This is a genomic window from Pseudomonas sp. B14(2017), assembly GCF_002113255.1.
Lineage (GTDB): Bacteria > Pseudomonadota > Gammaproteobacteria > Pseudomonadales > Pseudomonadaceae > Aquipseudomonas > Aquipseudomonas putida_Z.
Window position 1 is genome coordinate 26877 of the sequence record NZ_NEJY01000029.1, and the last position, 19669, is coordinate 46545.

Below are 19669 nucleotides of genomic sequence, written 5' to 3' on the forward strand. Positions count from 1 at the left end.
GAACAACGAACATAGAAGAGATATCCGCATGCGCACCCTGATGATCGAGCCCCTGACCAAAGAAGCCTTCGCCCCTTTCGGAGACGTGATCGAAACCGACGGCAGCGACCACTTCATGATCAACAACGGCTCGACCATGCGCTTCCACAAGCTCGCCACGGTCGAAACCGCCGAGCCTGAAGACAAGGCGATCATCAGCATCTTCCGCGCCGACGCGCTGGACATGCCGCTGACCGTGCGCATGCTGGAACGCCATCCGCTGGGCAGCCAGGCTTTCATCCCGCTGCTCGGCAACCCCTTTCTGATCGTGGTCGCGCCAGTTGGCGATGCACCTGTATCAGGTTTGGTCCGAGCCTTCCGCAGTAATGGCAGGCAGGGCGTCAATTACCATCGCGGCGTCTGGCACCACCCGGTGCTGACGATCGAAAAGCGGGATGACTTCCTGGTGGTTGATCGCAGTGGTTCCGGCAACAACTGCGACGAGCATTACTTCACCGAGGAACAGATGCTGGTCCTCAATCCCCACCAATAAGAAAAGGTCGGTCATTCAAGGGCAGTGCCCGAGCGGGTGACCGGCAAGAGGTACATACTGTGGAAGCACACCTTCACGAATGGCTGAACCTGAGCATTCGCTGGGTTCACATGATCACCGGTGTCGCCTGGATCGGTGCATCGTTCTACTTCGTCTGGCTGGAGAACCACCTGAACCGAAGCAACCCGCGCGATGGGTTGTCGGGTGATCTCTGGGCAATTCACGGCGGTGGTATCTACCACCTGGAGAAATACAAGCTCGCACCCCCGAAAATGCCCGAGAACCTGCACTGGTTCAAATGGGAAGCCTACTTCACCTGGATGTCCGGTATCGCCCTGCTGTGCGTGGTGTTCTACTGGAACCCGACCCTGTACCTGCTGGCCCCTGGCAGCACCCTTAGCGGTGCCGAAGGCGTGGCCATCGGTATCGGCTCGCTGATCGCCGGCTGGTTCATCTACGACTTCCTGTGCGACTCGCCCCTGGGCAAGAAGCCAGCGCTGCTCGGTGCTGTACTGTTCGTGCTGATCATCGCCGCGTGCTGGGGCTTCAGCCTGGTGTTCAGCGGCCGTGGTGCGTACCTGCACACCGGCGCGATCATCGGCACCATCATGGTCGGCAACGTGTTCCGCATCATCATGCCGGCCCAGCGCCAGCTGGTGGCTGCGATCGAGAACAACCAGACCCCCGACCCGGTACTGCCGGCCAAGGGCCTGCTGCGCTCGCGCCACAACAACTACTTCACCCTGCCGGTGCTGTTCATCATGATCAGCAACCACTTCCCGAGCACCTACGGTAGCCAGTACAACTGGCTGATCCTGGCCGGTATCGCAGTAGCCGCGGTCCTGATCCGCCACTACTTCAACACCCGCCACGACAGCAACAAGTACGCCTGGACCCTGCCGGTCGGCGCCCTGGCGATGATCTGCCTGGCCTACGTCACCGGTCCGAAACCGATGGCCGTCAGCCCTGAGCAAGCCGCGGCGAAGGTCGAGTACCAGCCACTGCCTGCGACCGCTGTAGGTGGCAAGACCGCTGCCGAGCAACGCGCCGAGGACGCCGCCAAGGCTGCCGCAGCGCCTGCCACGCCGGCCGAAGCCCCTGCCCAGGCCACCGCCCAGGCTGGCGGCGAGAGCTTCGACAAGATCCACAATGTCATCCAGGAACGCTGCACCGTGTGCCACTCGTCCAAGCCGACCAGCCCACTGTTCAGCGCCGCCCCTGCCGGCGTGATGTTCGACACCCCGCAGCAGATCCAGGCCCAGGCCGCGCGCATCCAGGCGCAAGCGGTCGCCAGCCAGATCATGCCGCTGGGCAACATCACCCAGATGACCACCGAAGAGCGCAAGCTGGTCGGTGACTGGATCGCCAAAGGCGCCCCGGTCAACTGAAACACAATTGTCGGGATAACACCGCCCCCTGTGGGAGCGGGTTCACCCGCGAAGAGGCCGGCACTCCCGGCCTCTGTTTCAAGACATACGCAACAAGCAAGCATCGAGCGCTCAGCCTCAAGCGGGAACCTCAGGCTCTCTTAACCGGAAGCCTGCCGCCTGAGGCCGGCGCTTGGATCCGAGAATAAAAACAAAACTCGAGGTGCTGCATGTCCGAGTCACGCAAGGCGTACATCCCTGTTGCGCCGCCGCGCGAGCCCTTGCCCCTGTTCCAACTGATCCTGGTTGGCCTGCAACACGTTCTGCTGATGTACGGTGGCGCCATCGCCGTGCCATTGATCATCGGCCAGGCCGCCGGGTTGTCCCGTGAAGAAGTCGCTTTCCTGATCAACGCCGACCTGCTGGTCGCTGGCGTCGCTACCATCATCCAGTCCTTCGGTATCGGCCCGGTGGGCATCCGCATGCCGGTGATGATGGGTGCCAGTTTCGCTGCCGTCGGCAGCATGGTGGCCATGGCCGGCATGCCTGGCGTGGGCCTGCAGGGGATCTTCGGCGCGACCATCGCCGCCGGGTTCTTCGGCATGCTGATCGCGCCGTTCATGTCCAAGGTCGTACGCTTCTTCCCGCCACTGGTCACCGGCACGGTGATCACCTCGATTGGCCTGTCGCTGTTCCCGGTGGCAGTCAACTGGGCCGGTGGCGGCCACCAGGCAGATACCTTCGGCTCGCCGATCTACCTGCTGGTGGCCGGCCTGGTGCTGGCGGTAATCCTGCTGATCAACCGTTTCATGCGCGGTTTCTGGGTCAACGTGTCGGTGCTGGTGGGCATGGGCCTGGGCTACATCCTGGCCGGCTCCATCGGCATGGTCGACCTGTCGGGCCTGAACGACGCGCCGTGGCTGCAAGTGGTCACCCCACTGCACTTCGGCATGCCGACCTTCAGCCTGGCACCGATCCTGTCCATGTGCCTGGTGGTGGTGATCATCTTCGTCGAGTCCACCGGCATGTTCCTGGCCCTGGGCAAGGTGACCGATCGTGAAGTTACCCCAGGGATGCTGCGCCGCGGCCTGCTGTGCGATGCCGGCGCGTCGTTCATCGCCGGCTTCTTCAACACCTTCACCCACTCCTCGTTCGCCCAGAACATCGGCCTGGTGCAGATGACCGGGGTGCGCTGCCGCTATGTCACCATCGTGGCCGGTGCACTGCTGATCCTGCTCAGCCTGCTGCCCAAGGCGGCCTTCCTGATTGCCTCGATCCCGCCTGCGGTACTGGGCGGCGCGTCCATCGCCATGTTCGGCATGGTCACCGCCACCGGGATCAAGATTCTCCAGGAGGCGGACATCGGCGACCGTCGCAACCAGCTGCTGGTTGCGGTGAGCGTCGGCTTCGGGTTGATCCCCGTGGTGCGTCCGGAGTTCTTCGCCCAGATGCCCCAGTGGATGGAACCCATCACCCACAGTGGCATCGCCATGGCCACGGTCAGTGCCCTGGTGTTGAACGTGCTGTTCAACATCCTTGGTGGTGCCGACCGCGCGGTGCACAACGAAGCCTGTCACCAGCATTGAGCAAGGGGGGCGGCGCACTGCCGCCCCGCCTCGAATTCGCCGTAAACGCTACACCGTCGGCCCGCCGGAATGGGCCGTCCGGGGCGCCTGCGCGCCAAAAAAACCCAACAAAAACAATAAGTCCGGGAACCACAACATGAAACGCATCACCTCGTCCCTCTTGCTGGGCAGCAGCCTGCTGGCCACCCTCCCCGCCCACGCTGGCGAATGGCTGCAGTGGCATGGCGAAAGCCTGACCTACCTGTACGGCAAGGATTTCAAGGTCAACCCACGCATCCAGCAGACAGTGACCTTCGAGCACGCCAACAAATGGAAGTACGGCGATACCTTCATGTTCGTCGACAAGGTCTTCTACAACGGCAAGCCCGACCCGGGCAAAGGCGTCACCTCCTACTACGGTGAGTTCAGCCCGCGCCTGTCGTTCGGCAAGATCTTCGACCAGAAGCTGGCGTTCGGCCCGATCAAGGATGTGCTGCTGGCCATGACCTACGAGCGTGGCGAGGGCGACAGCGAGGCCTACCTGATCGGCCCCGGCTTCGACCTGGACATCCCCGGCTTCAACTACTTCACCCTCAACTTCTACCTGCGCAACACCGAAGGCAGCCGCCCCGGTGACAACGTCTGGCAGATCACCCCGGCCTTCTCGTACACCGTTCCGGTGGGCAAGTCCGACATTCTGATCGACGGTTACATGGACTGGGTGGTCGACAACGATCAGACCCGCCGTGGTACCTACCATGCCAACCTGCAGTTCAACCCTCAGGTCAAGTACGACCTGGGCAAAGCCCTGAACCTGGGCGCCAAGCAGCTGTACGTGGGCATCGAGTACAGCTACTGGAAGGACAAGTACGGCATCGACAGCCAAGGCAATATCGACAGTAACCAGAGCGTCACCAGTGCCCTGATCAAGGTGCACTTCTAGAAAACTGACCAAACGCACAAGTTTGATACACCCCGCTCCAGGACGGAGCACTTGAGGCAAGGCGCGCAAGCCAGTAATCTGCGCGCCCCCTCGATCAGGGCAGAAGGGATTCTGCCTGCGTTTACTGACCGCTCAGTCAATGAATACGGGCGGTTGGCCAACGTGTTGCCAGCCTGAAAGACCCTTTTCATCCGTTCAGAACGAAGTCGAGCAGGAAGGTTTTGCCAGCCCAGGAAAGTTGGCTCAACCCTTGCCAAACAGCTGTGGCCTATCGAAAAAAGCTGACTCGAAAGACAAAAAAGCGCCAACAACGAGCGCTGACAATAGATCAATCAAGGGAGCGACACTCGCAATGCGTACCATCAACAGCCTGATCCTCGCCGGCGGCCTGCTGGCCTGTGGCACCACCTTCGGCGGCGACCTGCTGCAATGGCAGAACAACAGCCTGACCTACCTGTGGGGCAAGAACTTCAAGGTCAACCCGTCGATCCAGCAAACCGTGACCTTCGAGCACGCTGATGGCTGGAAGTACGGCGATAACTTCATCTTTGTCGACAAGATCTTCTACCAAGGCCAGAAAGATGAGGGCAATGGCCCGAATACCTACTACGGCGAAATCAGCCCGCGCCTGTCGTTCGGCAAGATCTTCGACCAGAAGCTGGCCTTCGGCCCGGTCAAGGACGTGCTGCTGGCGATGACCTACGAGTTCGGCGAAGGTGATACCGAGTCGTACCTGATCGGCCCTGGCTTCGACCTGGACATCCCTGGCTTCGACTACTTCCAGCTGAACTTCTACAACCGCACCACCGACGGCAGCCGCGCCGGCGACAACGTGTGGCAGATCACCCCGGTGTGGTCGTACACCATTCCGGTCGGTTCGTCCGATGTGCTGATCGACGGTTTCATGGACTGGGTGGTGGACAACGACGAGAACCGCCGCGGCACCTACCAGGCCAACCTGCACTTCAACCCGCAGATCAAGTATGACCTGGGCAAGGCCTTGCACCTGGGCGAGAAGCAGCTGTATGTGGGTGTGGAATACGACTACTGGAAGAACAAGTACGGCATCAAGGATTCCGATGCCTTCACCACCGACCAGAACACCATGAGCTTCCTGCTCAAGGTTCACTTCTGACTTGAAGCGTTGGGGCCGCGCTGCGGCCCATCGCCGGCAAGCCGGCTCCCACCTCGACCGCGCTGCCTTCAGGCCTGTGCAGTACCTTTGGTCCATCGTCGGCAAGCCGGCCCCAACCTCGACCGCGCTGCCTTCAGGCCTGTGCAGTACCTTTGGTCCATCGCCGGCAAGCTGGCCCCAACCTCGACCGCGCTGCCTTCAGGCCTGTGCAGTACCTGTGGTCCATCGCCGGCAAGCCGGCCCCAACCTCGACCGCGCTGCCTTCAGGCCTGTGCAGTACCTGTGGTCCATCGCCGGCAAGCCGGCCCCAACCTCGACCGCGCTGCCTTCAGGCCTGTGCAGTACCTGTGGTCCATCGCCGGCAAGCCGGCCCCAACCTCGACCGCGCTGCCTTCAGGCCTGTGCAGTACCTGTGGTCCATCGCCGGCAAGCCGGCCCCAACCTCGACCGCGCTGCCTTCAGGCCTGTGCAGTTCCTGTGGGAGCTGGCTTGCCGGCGATGAGGCCCTGACAGGCAACTCAAGACAGTTGCTCCCACACTGTGGGAGCGGGCGTGCCCGCGAACCGGGGCAACGCCCCGGCCATGCAACTCAGGTGGCCGGCCGAACCGCCCGCCACAGTTTCCCCGCAATGCCCACCACGGCCAGCACCACGGCACCGGCCACAACCCCGACACCGCCGTTCAGCAGCGCCACGGTCAACGCCCCGCCACGCCCTTCACTGAACGCCTCGATGGCATGATGCAGCGGCCCGATGCCATGCACCAGGATCCCGCCACCGACCAGGAACATGGCCGCCGTGCCGATTACCGACAGGCTCTTCATCATGTATGGCGCGGCACGCAGAATGCCGTTACCCACCGCCCTGGCCAGGCGTGATGCCTTGCGGGTCATCCACAGCCCCAGGTCATCGAGCTTGACGATACCGCCCACCAGCCCGTACACGCCGATGGTCATGACCACCGCGATACCCGACAGCACGACGATCTGCTGGGTCAACGGCGAGTCGGCAACGATGCCCAGGGTGATGGCGATGATTTCCGCCGAAAGGATGAAGTCGGTACGTACCGCGCCCTTGATCTTGGCTTTCTCGAACGCCACCAGGTCGACATTGGCATCGGCCACCGCCTCCTTGAGCGCTTCATGCTCGGCGTCAGTCTCGGCCTTGCTGTGCAGGAACTTGTGCGCCAGCTTCTCGAAACCCTCGAAGCACAGGTAGGCGCCGCCCAGCATCAGCAACGGCGTCACCGCCCAGGGGATGAACGCACTGATCAGCAGCGCCGCCGGCACCAGGATGGCCTTGTTCACCATCGAGCCCTTGGCCACAGCCCACACCACCGGGATCTCGCGCTCGGCACGCACCCCGGTGACCTGCTGGGCATTCAGCGCCAGGTCATCGCCCAGCACGCCTGCGGTCTTTTTCGCCGCCACCTTGGTCATCACCGAGACGTCATCAAGCACCGTGGCGATGTCGTCGATCAGTACCAGTAGACTGCTTCCTGCCATGTTTGCCTGTATCCAGAAGAGTGAGTGCCCAGGATTCTAGCCCAAAGCCGCTGCCTTGAGCGCCCGTCGAGCCCGGTGCTACCATGCCCGATCCCTCTTAGAGGTGGCCAGACACGAGGAAGATCCCTGACCATGAGCACCATTCGCGAGCGCAACAAGGAACTGATCCTGCGCGCGGCCAGCGAGGAATTCGCCGACAAGGGCTTCGCCGCCACCAAGACCAGCGATATCGCGGCCAAGGCCGGCCTGCCCAAGCCGAACGTGTATTACTACTTCAAATCCAAGGACAACCTCTACCGCGAGGTCCTGGAAAGCATCATCGCGCCGATCATGCAGGCGTCGACCCCGTTCAATGCCGACGGTGACCCGAAGGAAGTGCTGAGTGCGTACATCCGCTCGAAGATCCGCATTTCCCGCGACCTGCCGCATGCGTCCAAGGTGTTCGCCAGCGAGATCATGCACGGTGCCCCGCACCTGTCGCCGAACCAGGTAGCGCAGCTGAACGAGCAGGCGCGGCATAACATCGAGTGTATCCAGCGCTGGATCGACCGCGGGCAGATCGCCCATGTGGATGCGCATCACCTGATGTTCAGCATCTGGGCAGCGACCCAGACCTATGCCGATTTCGACTGGCAGATCTCTGCGGTGACCGGCAAGGCCAAGCTGACCGACAGCGATTATGACGCGGCGGCGGAGACCATCATCCGCATGGTGCTCAAGGGGTGTGAGCCCGAGGTGGCCTGACAGGGCCAGTGGGGCTGCCTTGCAGCCCATCGCCGGCAAGCCAGCTCCCACAGGGCCGCCACAGACCTTGAAAACTGTGATGTACCTGTGGGAGCTGGCTTGCCGGCGATGGGGCCGGAACAGACAATAGAGAATTAGGCTGCTACACCCGCATCCGCCTTCAACCCCACCTCCTCGATCGCACTGATCGCGCACTGCTCGTCGATATCCGACGTATCCCCGCTGATCCCTACCGCACCCAGCACCTTGCCGTCCTGATCACGCACCAGCACGCCACCCGGCGCCGGCACCACCGGCCGCTCGCCCAACCCGTTCAGCGCGGCAAAAAATGCCGGCCGCTGCTGCGCGTCCAGCGCCAGCAGGCGCGAGCCCTTGCCTAGGGCAATCGCGCCCCAGGCCTTGCCGGTGGCCACCTCCGGCCGGATCAGGCTGGCGCCATCCTCGCGTTGCAGCGCCAGCAAGTGGCCGCCGGCATCCAGCACCGCCACGGTCAGTGGCGCGGCATTGATCTTGCGGCCCGCCGCCAGCGCGGCATTCACCAGGCTGACCGCGACTTTCAGGTTCAAAGCGTTCATGGAAAGGTCCTCTTCTTGTTGTGAGAAGCCCTGAGGGCAGTTGAAAACCGATAGAACAAATAGAACACAACGAAAGATATTTTTGTATACAATATTTTGAAACGATCGTATGCGATGGCGCAAACCTCCGTTTTCACGGGCGCTCGAACGAAAGCGACGTCCGCCGACGAAAACCCGTTGACCTAAGCGGCCAGCCGTGAATACACTCTGGCACAAAGCAAGTTGTATACAATTACAAAATCGATGAGGCACAAACCATGAGCAAAATGAGAGCAATCGATGCAGCCGTTCTGGTCATGCGCCGTGAAGGTGTAGATACCGCGTTCGGCATCCCGGGGGCTGCCATCAACCCGTTGTACTCGGCCCTGAAGAAAGTCGGTGGCATCGATCACGTCCTCGCTCGTCACGTCGAAGGCGCCTCGCACATGGCCGAGGGTTACACCCGTGCCAACCCGGGCAACATCGGCGTGTGCATCGGCACCTCCGGCCCAGCCGGCACCGACATGGTCACCGGCCTGTACAGTGCCTCCGCCGACTCCATCCCGATCCTCTGCATCACCGGCCAGGCCCCACGTGCCCGCCTGCACAAGGAAGACTTCCAGGCGGTCGACATCACCAACATCGTCAAGCCGGTAACCAAGTGGGCCACCACCGTTCTGGAGCCAGGCCAGGTGCCTTACGCCTTCCAGAAGGCCTTCTATGAAATGCGCACCGGCCGCCCAGGCCCGGTACTGATCGACCTGCCGTTCGACGTGCAGATGGCCGAAATCGAATTCGACATCGACGCCTACGAACCGCTGCCAGTGCACAAGCCGTCCGCCACCCGCGTACAGGCCGAAAAAGCCCTGGCCCTGCTCAATGACGCCGAGCGCCCGCTGCTGGTAGCCGGTGGCGGCATCATCAACGCCGACGCCAGCGACAAGCTGGTCGAGTTTGCCGAACTGACCGGCGTACCGGTAATCCCGACCCTGATGGGCTGGGGCACCATCCCGGACGACCACGCACAGATGGTCGGCATGGTCGGCCTGCAGACTTCGCACCGCTATGGCAACGCCACCCTGCTGAAATCCGATCTGGTGTTCGGTATCGGTAACCGCTGGGCCAACCGCCACACCGGTTCCGTCGACGTCTACACCGAAGGCCGCAAGTTCTTGCACGTGGACATCGAGCCGACCCAGATCGGCCGCGTGTTCACCCCGGACCTGGGTATCGTTTCCGACGCCGGCAAGGCACTGGACGTGTTCCTCGAAGTGGCCCGCGAGTGGAAAGCCGCTGGCAAGCTGAAGTGCCGCAAGGCCTGGCTGGAAGACTGCCAGGAGCGCAAGGCAACCCTGCAGCGCAAGACCCACTTCGACAACGTGCCGGTCAAGCCGCAGCGCGTCTACGAAGAAATGAACCAGGTATTTGGCAAGGACACCTGCTACGTCAGCACCATCGGTCTGTCGCAGATCGCCGGCGCGCAGTTCCTGCACGTGTACAAGCCACGCCACTGGATCAACTGCGGCCAGGCCGGCCCGCTGGGCTGGACCATCCCTGCCGCCCTCGGTGTGGTCAAGGCCGATCCGAAGCGCAAGGTGGTCGCGCTGTCGGGTGACTACGACTTCCAGTTCATGATCGAAGAGCTGGCGGTGGGCGCACAGTTCAACCTGCCGTACGTGCACGTACTGGTGAACAACGCCTACCTGGGCCTGATCCGTCAGGCGCAACGTGGCTTCGACATGGATTACTGTGTACAACTGGCGTTCGAGAACATCAACTCGACCGACGCCGCCACCTACGGTGTCGACCATGTCGCCGTGGTCGAAGGCCTGGGCTGCAAGGCCATCCGTGTATTCGAGCCGGCCGAGATCGCCCCTGCCCTGCTCAAGGCACAGAAGATGGCCGAAGAGTTCCGCGTACCGGTGGTGGTCGAAGTGATTCTCGAACGTGTGACCAACATTTCCATGGGCACCGAGATCAACGCGGTCAACGAGTTCGAAGACCTGGCCCTGGTCGGCAACGACGCGCCAACCGCCATCTCGCTGCTGGACTGATCGCCTGACGCCCCCGTGCCGGCCCCTACCTGAGGGCGCCGGGGGCCTTCATCGCAAGGAGACACAACATGCCTCGCTTCGCTGCCAACCTGTCCATGCTGTTCACCGAACAGGACTTCCTGGCCCGCTTCAAGGCTGCCGCCGATGCTGGGTTCAGCGGCGTCGAATACCTCTTCCCGTACGACTTCAGCGCTGCCGAGATCAAGCAACAGCTGGAGGCCAACGGCCTGACCCAGGTGCTGTTCAACCTGCCGGCGGGCGATTGGGCCAAGGGTGAGCGCGGTATCACCTGCCACCCTGACCGCGTCGAGGAATTCCGCGCCGGTGTCGACAAGGCCATCGAATACGCCAAGGTGCTGGGCAACACCCAGGTCAACGCCCTGGCCGGCATTCGCCCACAAGGCCCGGACTGCGCCACCGTGCGCAAGACCTTCGTGGAAAACCTGCGCTACGCCGCCGACAAGCTGAAAGCCGCCGGGATCCGCCTGGTCATGGAAATGATCAACACCCGCGACATCCCCGGCTTCTACCTGAACACCACCAAGCAGGCCCTGGAAATCCAGGCCGAGGTTGGCAGCGACAACCTGTTCCTGCAGTACGACATCTACCACATGCAGATCATGGAAGGTGACCTGGCTCGTACCATGGAAGCCAACCTGAAACTGATCAACCACATCCAGCTGGCCGACAACCCCGGCCGCAACGAGCCAGGCACCGGCGAGATCAACTACCGCTTCCTGTTCGAGCACCTGGACCGCATCGGCTACCAGGGCTGGGTGGGCGCGGAGTACAAGCCGCTGACCACCACCGAAGCGGGCCTGGGCTGGCTGAAGACCCATAACGCAATCTGAACGGCTGAACGCTAGCCCCCTGTGAAACACGAAACCCTGTGGGAGCGGGCATGCCCGCGAACACCGGCATAGCCGGTGCCATCCACCGAGTCGCCTGTTTCGCGGGCATGCCCGCTCCCACAGGGATTGCGGTCTGCTTGAGACATCACAAATACAAAGAGGCACATTCTCATGGCTAAAATCGGTTTCATCGGCACCGGCATCATGGGCAAGCCCATGGCTCAGAACCTGCAGAAAGCAGGTCACAGCATCTTCGTTTCCACTCACCACGACGCTGCCCCGGCCGACCTGATCGCCGCCGGTGCCGTGGCCCTGGCCAACCCGAAGGAAGTTGCCCAGGAAGCCGAGTTCATCATCGTCATGGTCCCCGACACCCCGCAGGTCGAGAGCGTCCTGTTCGGTGACAACGGCGTGGCTGAAGGCGTGGGCCCGAACAAGGTCGTGATCGACATGAGCTCGATCTCCCCTACCGCTACCAAAGCCTTCGCCGAGAAAATCAAGGCCACCGGCGCTGCCTACCTGGACGCCCCTGTGTCCGGCGGCGAAGTCGGTGCCAAGGCCGCGACCCTGAGCATCATGGTCGGTGGCTGCCCGAAAGCCTTCGAGCGCACCCTGCCGCTGTTCGAAGCCATGGGCAAGAACATCACCCGCGTCGGTGGCAATGGCGACGGCCAGACCGCCAAGGTGGCCAACCAGATCATCGTTGCCCTGAACATCCAGGCCGTTGCCGAAGCCCTGCTGTTCGCCGCCAAGAACGGCGCGGACCCGGCCAAGGTACGTGAAGCACTGATGGGCGGCTTCGCCTCGTCGAAGATCCTCGAAGTGCACGCCGAGCGCATGATCAAGGGCACCTTCGACCCAGGCTTCCGCATCAACCTGCACCAGAAGGACCTGAACCTGGCCCTGCAGGGAGCCAAGGAGCTGGGCATCAACCTGCCCAACACCTCCAATGCCCAGCAAGTGTTCAACACCTGCCAGGCCCTGGGCGGCGGCAACTGGGACCACTCGGCGCTGATCAAAGGCCTGGAGCACATGGCCAACTTCTCGATCCGCGACGACAAGTAATTCGAATTCGGGGGCTGCTGCGCAGCCCAATCGCCGGCAAGCCAGCTCCCACAGGGACCGCACAATCCCTCAATCCTGTGCTGTACCTGTGGGAGCTGGCTTGCCGGCGATGAATTCAACACCTTTGAACCTGCGACCACAGGTTCAAAAGTGGCACCGAGCAACACCCGCCCCTGGTTCGGCCTGCACGGAGGCAGTTCCAGGGGCGTTTTTGATTCTGCAGAACAACAATAATTGGGAGCCTGCCATGTCGGTCGATCCGCAAAAACTTCTCCGCGAGCTGTTCGACACAGCCATCGCCGCCGCCCACCCCCGTCAAGTCCTCGAACCCTACCTGCCCGCCGACCGCAGCGGCCGGGTCATCGTCATCGGTGCCGGCAAGGCCGCAGCCGCCATGGCCGAAGTGGTCGAGAAAAGCTGGCAGGGCGAAGTCTCCGGGCTTGTTGTCACACGGTACGGTCACGGCGCCAACTGCCAGAAGATCGAGGTGGTCGAAGCTGCTCACCCGGTCCCCGATGCCGCCGGCCTGGCCGTGGCAAAACGCGTGCTGGAACTGGTCGGCAACCTCAGTGAAGACGACCGCGTCATCTTCCTGCTGTCCGGCGGTGGCTCGGCGCTGCTGGCCCTGCCCGCCGAAGGCCTGACCCTGGCCGACAAGCAGCAGATCAACAAGGCGCTGCTGAAATCCGGCGCCACCATCGGCGAGATGAACTGCGTGCGCAAGCACCTCTCGGCGATCAAGGGCGGCCGCCTGGCCAAGGCCTGCTGGCCGGCCACGGTGTACACCTATGCCATTTCCGATGTCCCGGGCGACCTCGCCACGGTGATCGCCTCCGGCCCTACCGTGGCCGACCCGAGCACCTCGGCCGATGCCCTGGCCATCCTCAAGCGCTACAACATCGAAGCGCCCAAGGCCGTTATCGACTGGCTCAACAACCCAGCCTCGGAAACCGTCAAGGCCGACGACCCGGCCCTGGCCCGCAGCCACTTCCAGCTGATCGCCAAGCCCCAGCAGTCGCTCGAAGCCGCCGCGGTCAAAGCCCGCCAGGCCGGGTTCAGCCCGCTGATCCTCGGCGACCTGGAAGGCGAATCACGCGAAGTGGCCAAGGTGCACGCCGGTATCGCCCGGCAGATCGTCCAGCACGGCCAGCCGCTGAAGGCACCCTGCGTGATCCTGTCCGGCGGCGAAACCACCGTGACCGTGCGCGGCAATGGCCGTGGCGGGCGCAACGCCGAATTCCTGCTCAGCCTCACCGAAAGCCTGAAAGGCCTGCCGGGCGTGTATGCCCTGGCCGGTGACACCGACGGTATCGATGGCTCGGAAGAAAACGCCGGCGCCTTCATGACCCCGGCCAGCTACGCCCGTGCCGAAGCCCTGGGCCTGTCGGCCAGCGACGAGCTGGACAACAACAACGGCTACGGCTATTTCGCCTCCCTGGATGCGCTGATCGTCACCGAGCCGACCCGCACCAACGTCAACGACTTCCGCGCCATCCTGATCCTCGAGACTGCCCAATCATGACGCCTGATAAAAAAGTCAAAATCCTCGCCACCCTTGGCCCTGCGATCAAAGGCATCGACGACATCCGCCAACTGGTAGAAGCCGGGGTGAACATCTTCCGCCTCAACTTCAGCCACGGCGAGCACTCCGACCACGCCCTGCGCTACCAGTGGATCCGCGAAGTCGAGCAGCAACTGAACTACCCGCTGGGTATCCTCATGGACCTGCAGGGGCCGAAGCTGCGCGTCGGCCGCTTTGCCGACGGCAAGGTGCAGCTGCAACGCGGCCAGGCCCTGCGCCTGGACCTGGACAACACCCCGGGCGACAGCCGCCGGGTCAACCTGCCGCACCCCGAGATCATCGCCGCCCTCGAGCCGGGCATGGACCTGCTGCTGGACGACGGCAAGCTGCGCCTGCGCGTCACCGCCAAGCACAGCGACGCCATCGACACCGAAGTGCTGGCCGGTGGCGAGCTGTCCGATCGCAAGGGTGTCAACGTGCCGCAAGCGGTGCTCGACCTCTCCCCGCTCACCGAAAAAGACCGCCGCGACCTGGCCTTCGGCCTTGAGCTGGGCGTGGACTGGGTGGCCCTGTCGTTCGTACAGCGCCCCGAAGACATCACCGAAGCACGCCAGCTGATCGGTGACCGTGCCTACCTGATGGCGAAGATCGAGAAGCCATCGGCAGTCGAACAGCTGCAAGCCATCGCGGAGCTTGCGGATGCGATCATGGTGGCCCGTGGCGACCTGGGCGTGGAGGTGCCGGCCGAAAGCGTGCCGCAGATCCAGAAACGCATCATCGGCACCTGCCGCCAACTGGGCAAACCAGTGGTGGTGGCCACGCAGATGCTCGAATCCATGCGCTTCTCGCCAGCGCCGACCCGCGCCGAAGTCACCGACGTGGCCAACGCCGTGGCCGAAGGTGCCGATGCGGTGATGCTGTCGGCCGAGACTGCCTCGGGTGAGTACCCGCTGGAAGCCGTGCAGATGATGAGCAAGATCATTCGCCAGGTGGAGAACGGCCCGGACTACCAGGCCCAGCTCGACGTTGGCCGGCCGAAGGCCGAGGCCACCGTGTCGGACGCCATCAGCTGCGCTATCCGCCGTATCAGCGGCATCCTGCCGGTGGCGGTGCTGGTCAACTACAGCGAGTCGGGCGCCTCGACCCTGCGCGCGGCCCGCGAGCGGCCACGGGCCCCGATCCTCAACCTGACGCCAAACCTGACCACCGCGCGCCGCCTGAGCGTAGCGTGGGGCGTGCACTCGGTGGTCAACGACCGCCTGCGCCAGGTGGACGAGGTTGTTTCCACTGCACTGGAGATTGCCCAGGCACAAGGCATGGCCAGCCGTGGCGACACGCTGCTGATCACTGCCGGTGTGCCTTTTGGCAAGCCAGGGTCGACTAACACGCTGCGGATCGAGACCTTGATCTGACCGCATCGCCGGCAAGCCGGCTCCCACAGGGATCGCACCACTTCAAAGGCCTGTGCAATCCCTGTGGGAGCTGGCTTGCCGGCGATTGGAGGGCAAAGCCCTCCTTGTACACAGAAACACCAGACCTGCGGAAAACCCGAGGCCCAAAGAGGCCCACCGCTCCCCATCAACCTCACTGACTGCCCCGATGTACACCAAAAATTTCGTCAACCCGTGCCCCGACTGGGCCACGGCGTTACTCAACGGCTTCAGCCAGGTGCTGCTGCTGCGCAACCCCCTGTGCGGCCTGTGCTGCCTGCTGGCCATCCTGCTGACCGCCCCCGGCCTGGTCGGTGGCGCCCTGCTCGGCGCCCTGGCCGGCCTGCTCACCGCCCAGGCACGCGGCTACGACCGTGCCGACCGCCAGGCCGGGCTGTACTGCTACAACGGCGTGCTGATCGGCATCCTGATCAGTGCCGTGCTGCCCTGGTCGGTCATCCTGCCGCCACTGATCATCGCCGCTGGCGGCCTGTCCAGCATCATCACCCACCAGTGGCGCAAGCGCGGCGGCAAACTGCTGATCGCCTACACCGCACCCTTCGTGCTGCTGGGCTGGGCCGTATTGCTGATAGCCACCCCCTCGCCCAGCGGCTTCGTCGAAGCCGACCCGCTGTATGCGTTGGCGCGCGGCGTGGGCCAGATCTTCCTGCTCGACCAGCCCCTGGCCGGCCTGCTGATCATCATCGGCATGTTCATCGCCAACCCCTATGCCGCAATGTGGGCGGTGATCGGCTCGGCCATCGGCGGCGGCGTGGCACTGTTCGCCGACCAGGCACAGGCAGCGTGGATGGGCCTTTACGGTTTCAACGCCGCGCTGGCAGCACTGGCGTTCAGCAGGCAAGGTGAAAAGCCGTGGGTGACACTGCTGGCCATTGCCCTGGCCCTGCTGCTGCAACCGCTGTTCAAGCTGCTACCGGTGCCCGGCCTGACCGCGCCCTTCGTCGCCGCCTGCTGGCTGACGCACCTGGGCAACCACCTGGCCCAGCCCAGGCAGCGTGACGCTAGCCGCTTGCACAGCTGAAATGCAGCCCCTAGGCTCAGCCCATCGCTTTTGTGGAACGAGCCAATGAACAACCCTGCGAGCCTGCGCGAGCAGCTTTACATCATCGTCTTCCAGACCGATACCGTGGCTGGAAGACGCTTCGACAAGATCCTCCTGCTGATCATCCTGGCCAGCCTGGTTACCGTCATCCTCGACAGCATCGACGAAGTGCACCAGGGCTACGCCGGCCTGCTGGCCGGCATCGAGTGGGGCTTTACCGCGATCTTCCTGGCCGAGTACCTCACCCGCCTGTACTGCTCGCCCAAGCCGCTGCGCTATGCCTTCAGCTTTTATGGCCTGGTCGATCTGCTGGCGATCGTGCCGGGGATCATCGCGCTGTACTACAGCGACGCCCAGTACCTGCTGATCATCCGCGTGATACGGATGCTGCGGATCTTCCGTGTGCTCAAGCTCAGCCCGTACCTCAAGCAGGCCCATTACCTGATGGAGGCGCTGCGCGGCAGCAAGCAGAAGATCATTGTGTTCCTGGTGACCGTATCGACCCTGGTGACGGTGTTCGGCACCTTGATGTATGTGATCGAAGGGCCTGAGCATGGCTTTACCAGCATTCCCAAGGGCATCTACTGGGCCATCGTTACCCTGACCACGGTAGGCTTTGGCGACATCGTGCCGAAGACCCCGCTGGGGCAGGTGCTGTCGTCGCTGGTGATGATTACCGGTTACTCGATCATCGCCGTACCGACCGGGATCTTTACAGCCGAGCTGGCCAATGCCATGCGCGGGGAGCAGTTGCAGCACTCCTGCCCGAACTGCAGCAAGAAGACTCACGAGCACGGCGCGGCGTTCTGTTCCCGGTGCGGAAGCGGACTGTTTCCAAAGCTGTGATGTTGACGGCTGTGGCTGTGAGCCGCAGCCGACCATCGCACGCTTTGACTATCGACGAATTTGTCTAATTTCTGCATTCAGTCCGTCCTGATTGCTATTGAAGCCCGGAGCGCCGCTCCCATTCCACTCTTCAGCTGTAAACCAACTTTGCATCTCTTTTTCCAGCGCAGCAGCCCCAGCCTCATTGGGTTCGAAAGTAGTTATTGCAATCGGCTTTGAGCGCACTCTGACAAAACCATAATTCCCAGCAACACGATCAGTGGCAGAAAAATTGTAATCCTTCATTGAATCGCCTTTCAGATCAACTATCAAGCCACCCTTAACATAAACCTCGCGCCCGGCAAAGTTCTCATGAGTGGCTGTCCTCGGCAACAGATCCGGAGCCTCTCCCCGAGCCAACCTGTAGTGTTTGTAACCATCACCCTGAGCCTCATATACATAAATACTTCTACGTTCAGCAGCAGATCTCTTTTTGAGCAACTGTTTCAAAAGCCCCGTCGGCAAACCTTTTTCTTTCATGAAGCCGGTTGTACCAGTTCGACGCCACGGCATGAAAAGCTTTGTAATATTTACGCGACCTGAAGGATCCAAGCCATTGACCGGATCAGAGGTACAGTAGACATAACTATTGATACCGCCTTTATTGAAAGGGCTTAAATGATCAGGCGAAAGAAAGCGCATAAGTCTTGGCAAGAACTGACGATGCCCGTTCCCTAAAAGATAACCACTTGTTACAAAATCCAGTCTTTCACCATTGAAAGCTTGCCTACCCTCCATACCATTATGCGTACCAAATCCGTAGGGCGTATATGAGAGCTCATTAATTTCATTGGCAAGCTCCCCATACACTGTCCCTGTATCACTACTCATTAGTAGCTTGGTGCTGGCCCCGAACAACGCAAGCGGCCATGTTGATACAGAGAAAAAATTCAGATTTTTCTCACCCACTTCGCCTACCAACCTATTTTTACAATAAAAAATTCGAACGCTTCTCATGAATCACCCTTAAAGACTTTAATTCTACACAACAATTCTGCCTTGACTGTCGCAATGACATCAAACCGCCCCATCAAATCCAATTGCAGTTTCAGGCCTATTCTGGGCACTTTTTATTTGAACTGGCTACTGGTAAATTTATCAGGTCTAATGCCAAAGCCCTCAGCCCAGCGCCTGTCGCCAGCACGCCATCCTTACAAAGTCGCGTATGGTTTAAGTTCGACGCGATCAACGTGACTGACCTCAGCAGCTGGGCTGCTGTTGGCATAAACAAAGTATTTTTTGTTCTTTAACTACCACTACCCCACCCGCTATAGTCGCAGGCAAACTGCCAACACCTTCTCGATAACAAGGAAGCAACGTGAAAAAACTCTTCACCGCCTCGCTGCTCGCCGCAGGCCTTGCCCTGGGCAATTTCGCCCAGGCCGCCCCCACCCTGCTCAACGTTTCCTACGACGTAATGCGCGACTTCTACAAGGACTACAACCCGGCCTTCCAGAAACACTGGGAAGCCGAGCACAACGAGAAGGTCAACGTGCAGATGTCCTTCGGCGGCTCGAGCAAGCAGGCGCGAGCGGTGATCGATGGCCTGCCGGCCGACGTCATCACCATGAACATGGCCACCGACATCAACGCCCTGGCCGACAACGGCAAGCTGGTGCCGGACAACTGGGTAACCCGCCTGCCGAACAACAGCGCGCCGTTCACCTCGGCCACTGTGTTCATCGTGCGCAAGGGCAACCCCAAGGCGCTGAAAGACTGGCCCGACCTGCTCAAGGATGGCGTGCAGGTGATCGTGCCCAACCCCAAGACCTCGGGTAACGGCCGCTACACCTACCTGTCGGCCTGGGGCTATGTGCTCAAGCAAGGCGGTGATGAAAACAAGGCCAAGGACTTTGTCGGCAAGCTGTTCAAGCAGGCGCCGGTATTGGACACCGGTGGCCGCGCCGCCACCACCACCTTCATGACCAACCAGATCGGCGACGTGCTGGTGACCTTCGAGAACGAAGCCGAAATGATCGCCCGCGAGTTCGGCCGCGACCAGTTCGAAGTGGTCTACCCGAGCGTGTCGGCCGAAGCCGAGCCGCCGGTCAGCGTGGTCGACAAGGTGGTGGCAAAGAAAGGCACCCAGGCCGCGGCCGAGGAATACTTGAAGTACCTGTGGTCGCCAGCCGCTCAGGAAATCGCCGCACAGAACTACCTGCGCCCACGTGATGCGACGGTACTGGCCAAGTACACCGACCGCTTCCCGAAAGTGGACTTCCTGTCGGTGGAGAAGACCTTTGGTGACTGGCGCACCGTGCAGAAGACCCACTTCAATGATGGTGGGGTGTTTGACCAGATCTACACCAACAATCAGTAATTGATGCAGGCAGGTCCGGCCCTATCGCCGGCAAGCTGATCTGGTCAAGTAATTTTGGACACCGGTTAAGGTTTATGCCGCTGCCCTCAGTTTTTCCTCCATGGCTACCGGGGTCTCGTATCCGTTGTAGCTGTG

17 protein-coding genes are annotated in these 19669 nt (G+C 61.9%); 14 read left to right on the plus strand and 3 right to left on the minus strand.

The annotated features are described in order from the left end of the window. The first annotated feature begins 28 nt into the window (after positions 1 to 28). The 5 genes from CAG34_RS25535 to CAG34_RS25555 all read left to right on the plus strand — a co-directional run bounded on the left by CAG34_RS25535 (position 29) and on the right by CAG34_RS25555 (position 5542). Positions 29 to 532, plus strand: coding sequence for an ureidoglycolate lyase (locus CAG34_RS25535; protein WP_003259500.1), 504 nt, complete (start codon positions 29 to 31; stop codon positions 530 to 532). 59 nt (positions 533 to 591) lie between these two features. Continuing rightward, positions 592 to 1920 (plus strand): urate hydroxylase PuuD, encoded by a 1329-nt coding sequence (locus CAG34_RS25540; protein ID WP_085593156.1) that lies wholly within the window; start codon positions 592 to 594, stop codon positions 1918 to 1920. A gap of 209 nt (positions 1921 to 2129) precedes the next feature. Continuing rightward, positions 2130 to 3485 carry a nucleobase:cation symporter-2 family protein gene (locus CAG34_RS25545; protein WP_085593158.1) on the plus strand — a complete coding sequence of 452 codons (1356 nt, stop codon included), beginning with the start codon at positions 2130 to 2132 and terminating at the stop codon, positions 3483 to 3485. Between the two features lie 136 nt (positions 3486 to 3621). Beyond that, entirely contained in the window at positions 3622 to 4407 is a 786-nt protein-coding gene (locus CAG34_RS25550; protein ID WP_085593160.1) for an outer membrane protein OmpK, read from the plus strand. Positions 4408 to 4759: 352 nt separating this feature from the next. Continuing rightward, positions 4760 to 5542: an outer membrane protein OmpK gene (locus tag CAG34_RS25555; protein WP_025340033.1), complete on the plus strand. Its 783-nt coding sequence runs from the start codon at positions 4760 to 4762 to the stop codon at positions 5540 to 5542. A gap of 589 nt (positions 5543 to 6131) precedes the next feature. Here the strand turns inward: CAG34_RS25555 and CAG34_RS25560 are convergent. Then, positions 6132 to 7046 (minus strand): DUF808 domain-containing protein, encoded by a 915-nt coding sequence (locus CAG34_RS25560; protein WP_085593162.1) that lies wholly within the window; start codon positions 7044 to 7046, stop codon positions 6132 to 6134. 132 nt (positions 7047 to 7178) lie between these two features. Between CAG34_RS25560 and CAG34_RS25565 the strand changes: the two genes are divergently transcribed. Beyond that, on the plus strand, positions 7179 to 7790 hold the full coding sequence (locus CAG34_RS25565) for a TetR/AcrR family transcriptional regulator (RefSeq protein ID WP_085593164.1): 612 nt from the start codon (positions 7179 to 7181) through the stop codon (positions 7788 to 7790). Positions 7791 to 7924: 134 nt separating this feature from the next. Here the strand turns inward: CAG34_RS25565 and CAG34_RS25570 are convergent, their stop codons facing one another. After that, positions 7925 to 8365 (minus strand): heme-binding protein, encoded by a 441-nt coding sequence (locus CAG34_RS25570; RefSeq protein WP_013973539.1) that lies wholly within the window; start codon positions 8363 to 8365, stop codon positions 7925 to 7927. A 257-nt stretch (positions 8366 to 8622) separates the two neighbouring features. Between CAG34_RS25570 and gcl the strand changes: the two genes are divergently transcribed. The 7 genes from gcl (at position 8623) to CAG34_RS25605 (ending at position 17175) form a co-directional block, all read left to right on the plus strand. Beyond that, entirely contained in the window at positions 8623 to 10398 is a 1776-nt protein-coding gene (gene gcl, locus CAG34_RS25575; RefSeq protein WP_085593166.1) for a glyoxylate carboligase, read from the plus strand. A 68-nt stretch (positions 10399 to 10466) separates the two neighbouring features. Continuing rightward, a complete protein-coding gene (gene hyi, locus CAG34_RS25580) occupies positions 10467 to 11249 on the plus strand; it encodes a hydroxypyruvate isomerase (protein ID WP_085593168.1) in 783 nt (260 codons plus the stop codon). A 171-nt stretch (positions 11250 to 11420) separates the two neighbouring features. Further along, on the plus strand, positions 11421 to 12314 hold the full coding sequence (locus CAG34_RS25585) for a 2-hydroxy-3-oxopropionate reductase (protein WP_025340037.1): 894 nt from the start codon (positions 11421 to 11423) through the stop codon (positions 12312 to 12314). A gap of 247 nt (positions 12315 to 12561) precedes the next feature. Beyond that, entirely contained in the window at positions 12562 to 13836 is a 1275-nt protein-coding gene (locus CAG34_RS25590) for a glycerate kinase (RefSeq protein WP_085593170.1), read from the plus strand. After that, positions 13833 to 15248, plus strand: a complete 1416-nt coding sequence (gene pyk, locus CAG34_RS25595; RefSeq protein WP_085593172.1) for a pyruvate kinase — start codon at positions 13833 to 13835, stop codon at positions 15246 to 15248. Before CAG34_RS25590 ends, pyk begins: the two co-directional genes overlap by 4 nt. A 187-nt stretch (positions 15249 to 15435) precedes the next feature. After that, a complete protein-coding gene (locus CAG34_RS25600) occupies positions 15436 to 16308 on the plus strand; it encodes an urea transporter (RefSeq protein WP_085593174.1) in 873 nt (290 codons plus the stop codon). Positions 16309 to 16353: 45 nt separating this feature from the next. After that, the gene (locus CAG34_RS25605) at positions 16354 to 17175 is read left to right on the plus strand and encodes an ion transporter (protein ID WP_061551041.1); all 822 of its coding nucleotides are present in this window, start codon (positions 16354 to 16356) and stop codon (positions 17173 to 17175) included. Between the two features lie 48 nt (positions 17176 to 17223). Here CAG34_RS25605 and CAG34_RS25610 read toward each other — a convergent pair whose 3' ends face one another. After that, positions 17224 to 18171 carry an RHS repeat-associated core domain-containing protein gene (locus CAG34_RS25610; protein ID WP_085593176.1) on the minus strand — a complete coding sequence of 316 codons (948 nt, stop codon included), beginning with the start codon at positions 18169 to 18171 and terminating at the stop codon, positions 17224 to 17226. Positions 18172 to 18532: 361 nt separating this feature from the next. Here CAG34_RS25610 and CAG34_RS25615 point away from each other — a divergent pair, with 361 nt between their 5' ends. Continuing rightward, positions 18533 to 19534, plus strand: coding sequence for a sulfate ABC transporter substrate-binding protein (locus CAG34_RS25615; protein ID WP_015271174.1), 1002 nt, complete (start codon positions 18533 to 18535; stop codon positions 19532 to 19534). The last annotated feature ends 135 nt before the right edge of the window (positions 19535 to 19669 follow it).

Coding starts and splice junctions, on each gene's coding strand:
- CAG34_RS25600 (WP_085593174.1), top strand. CDS start 15,436: ATGTACACCAAAAATTTCGTCAACCCGTGCCCCGACTGGGCCACGGCG.
- CAG34_RS25610 (WP_085593176.1), bottom strand. CDS start 18,171: ATGAGAAGCGTTCGAATTTTTTATTGTAAAAATAGGTTGGTAGGCGAA.
- gcl (WP_085593166.1), top strand. CDS start 8,623: ATGAGCAAAATGAGAGCAATCGATGCAGCCGTTCTGGTCATGCGCCGT.
- CAG34_RS25560 (WP_085593162.1), bottom strand. CDS start 7,046: ATGGCAGGAAGCAGTCTACTGGTACTGATCGACGACATCGCCACGGTG.
- CAG34_RS25585 (WP_025340037.1), top strand. CDS start 11,421: ATGGCTAAAATCGGTTTCATCGGCACCGGCATCATGGGCAAGCCCATG.
- CAG34_RS25570 (WP_013973539.1), bottom strand. CDS start 8,365: ATGAACGCTTTGAACCTGAAAGTCGCGGTCAGCCTGGTGAATGCCGCG.
- CAG34_RS25605 (WP_061551041.1), top strand. CDS start 16,354: ATGAACAACCCTGCGAGCCTGCGCGAGCAGCTTTACATCATCGTCTTC.
- hyi (WP_085593168.1), top strand. CDS start 10,467: ATGCCTCGCTTCGCTGCCAACCTGTCCATGCTGTTCACCGAACAGGAC.
- CAG34_RS25590 (WP_085593170.1), top strand. CDS start 12,562: ATGTCGGTCGATCCGCAAAAACTTCTCCGCGAGCTGTTCGACACAGCC.
- CAG34_RS25545 (WP_085593158.1), top strand. CDS start 2,130: ATGTCCGAGTCACGCAAGGCGTACATCCCTGTTGCGCCGCCGCGCGAG.
- pyk (WP_085593172.1), top strand. CDS start 13,833: ATGACGCCTGATAAAAAAGTCAAAATCCTCGCCACCCTTGGCCCTGCG.
- CAG34_RS25550 (WP_085593160.1), top strand. CDS start 3,622: ATGAAACGCATCACCTCGTCCCTCTTGCTGGGCAGCAGCCTGCTGGCC.
- CAG34_RS25555 (WP_025340033.1), top strand. CDS start 4,760: ATGCGTACCATCAACAGCCTGATCCTCGCCGGCGGCCTGCTGGCCTGT.
- CAG34_RS25565 (WP_085593164.1), top strand. CDS start 7,179: ATGAGCACCATTCGCGAGCGCAACAAGGAACTGATCCTGCGCGCGGCC.
- CAG34_RS25535 (WP_003259500.1), top strand. CDS start 29: ATGCGCACCCTGATGATCGAGCCCCTGACCAAAGAAGCCTTCGCCCCT.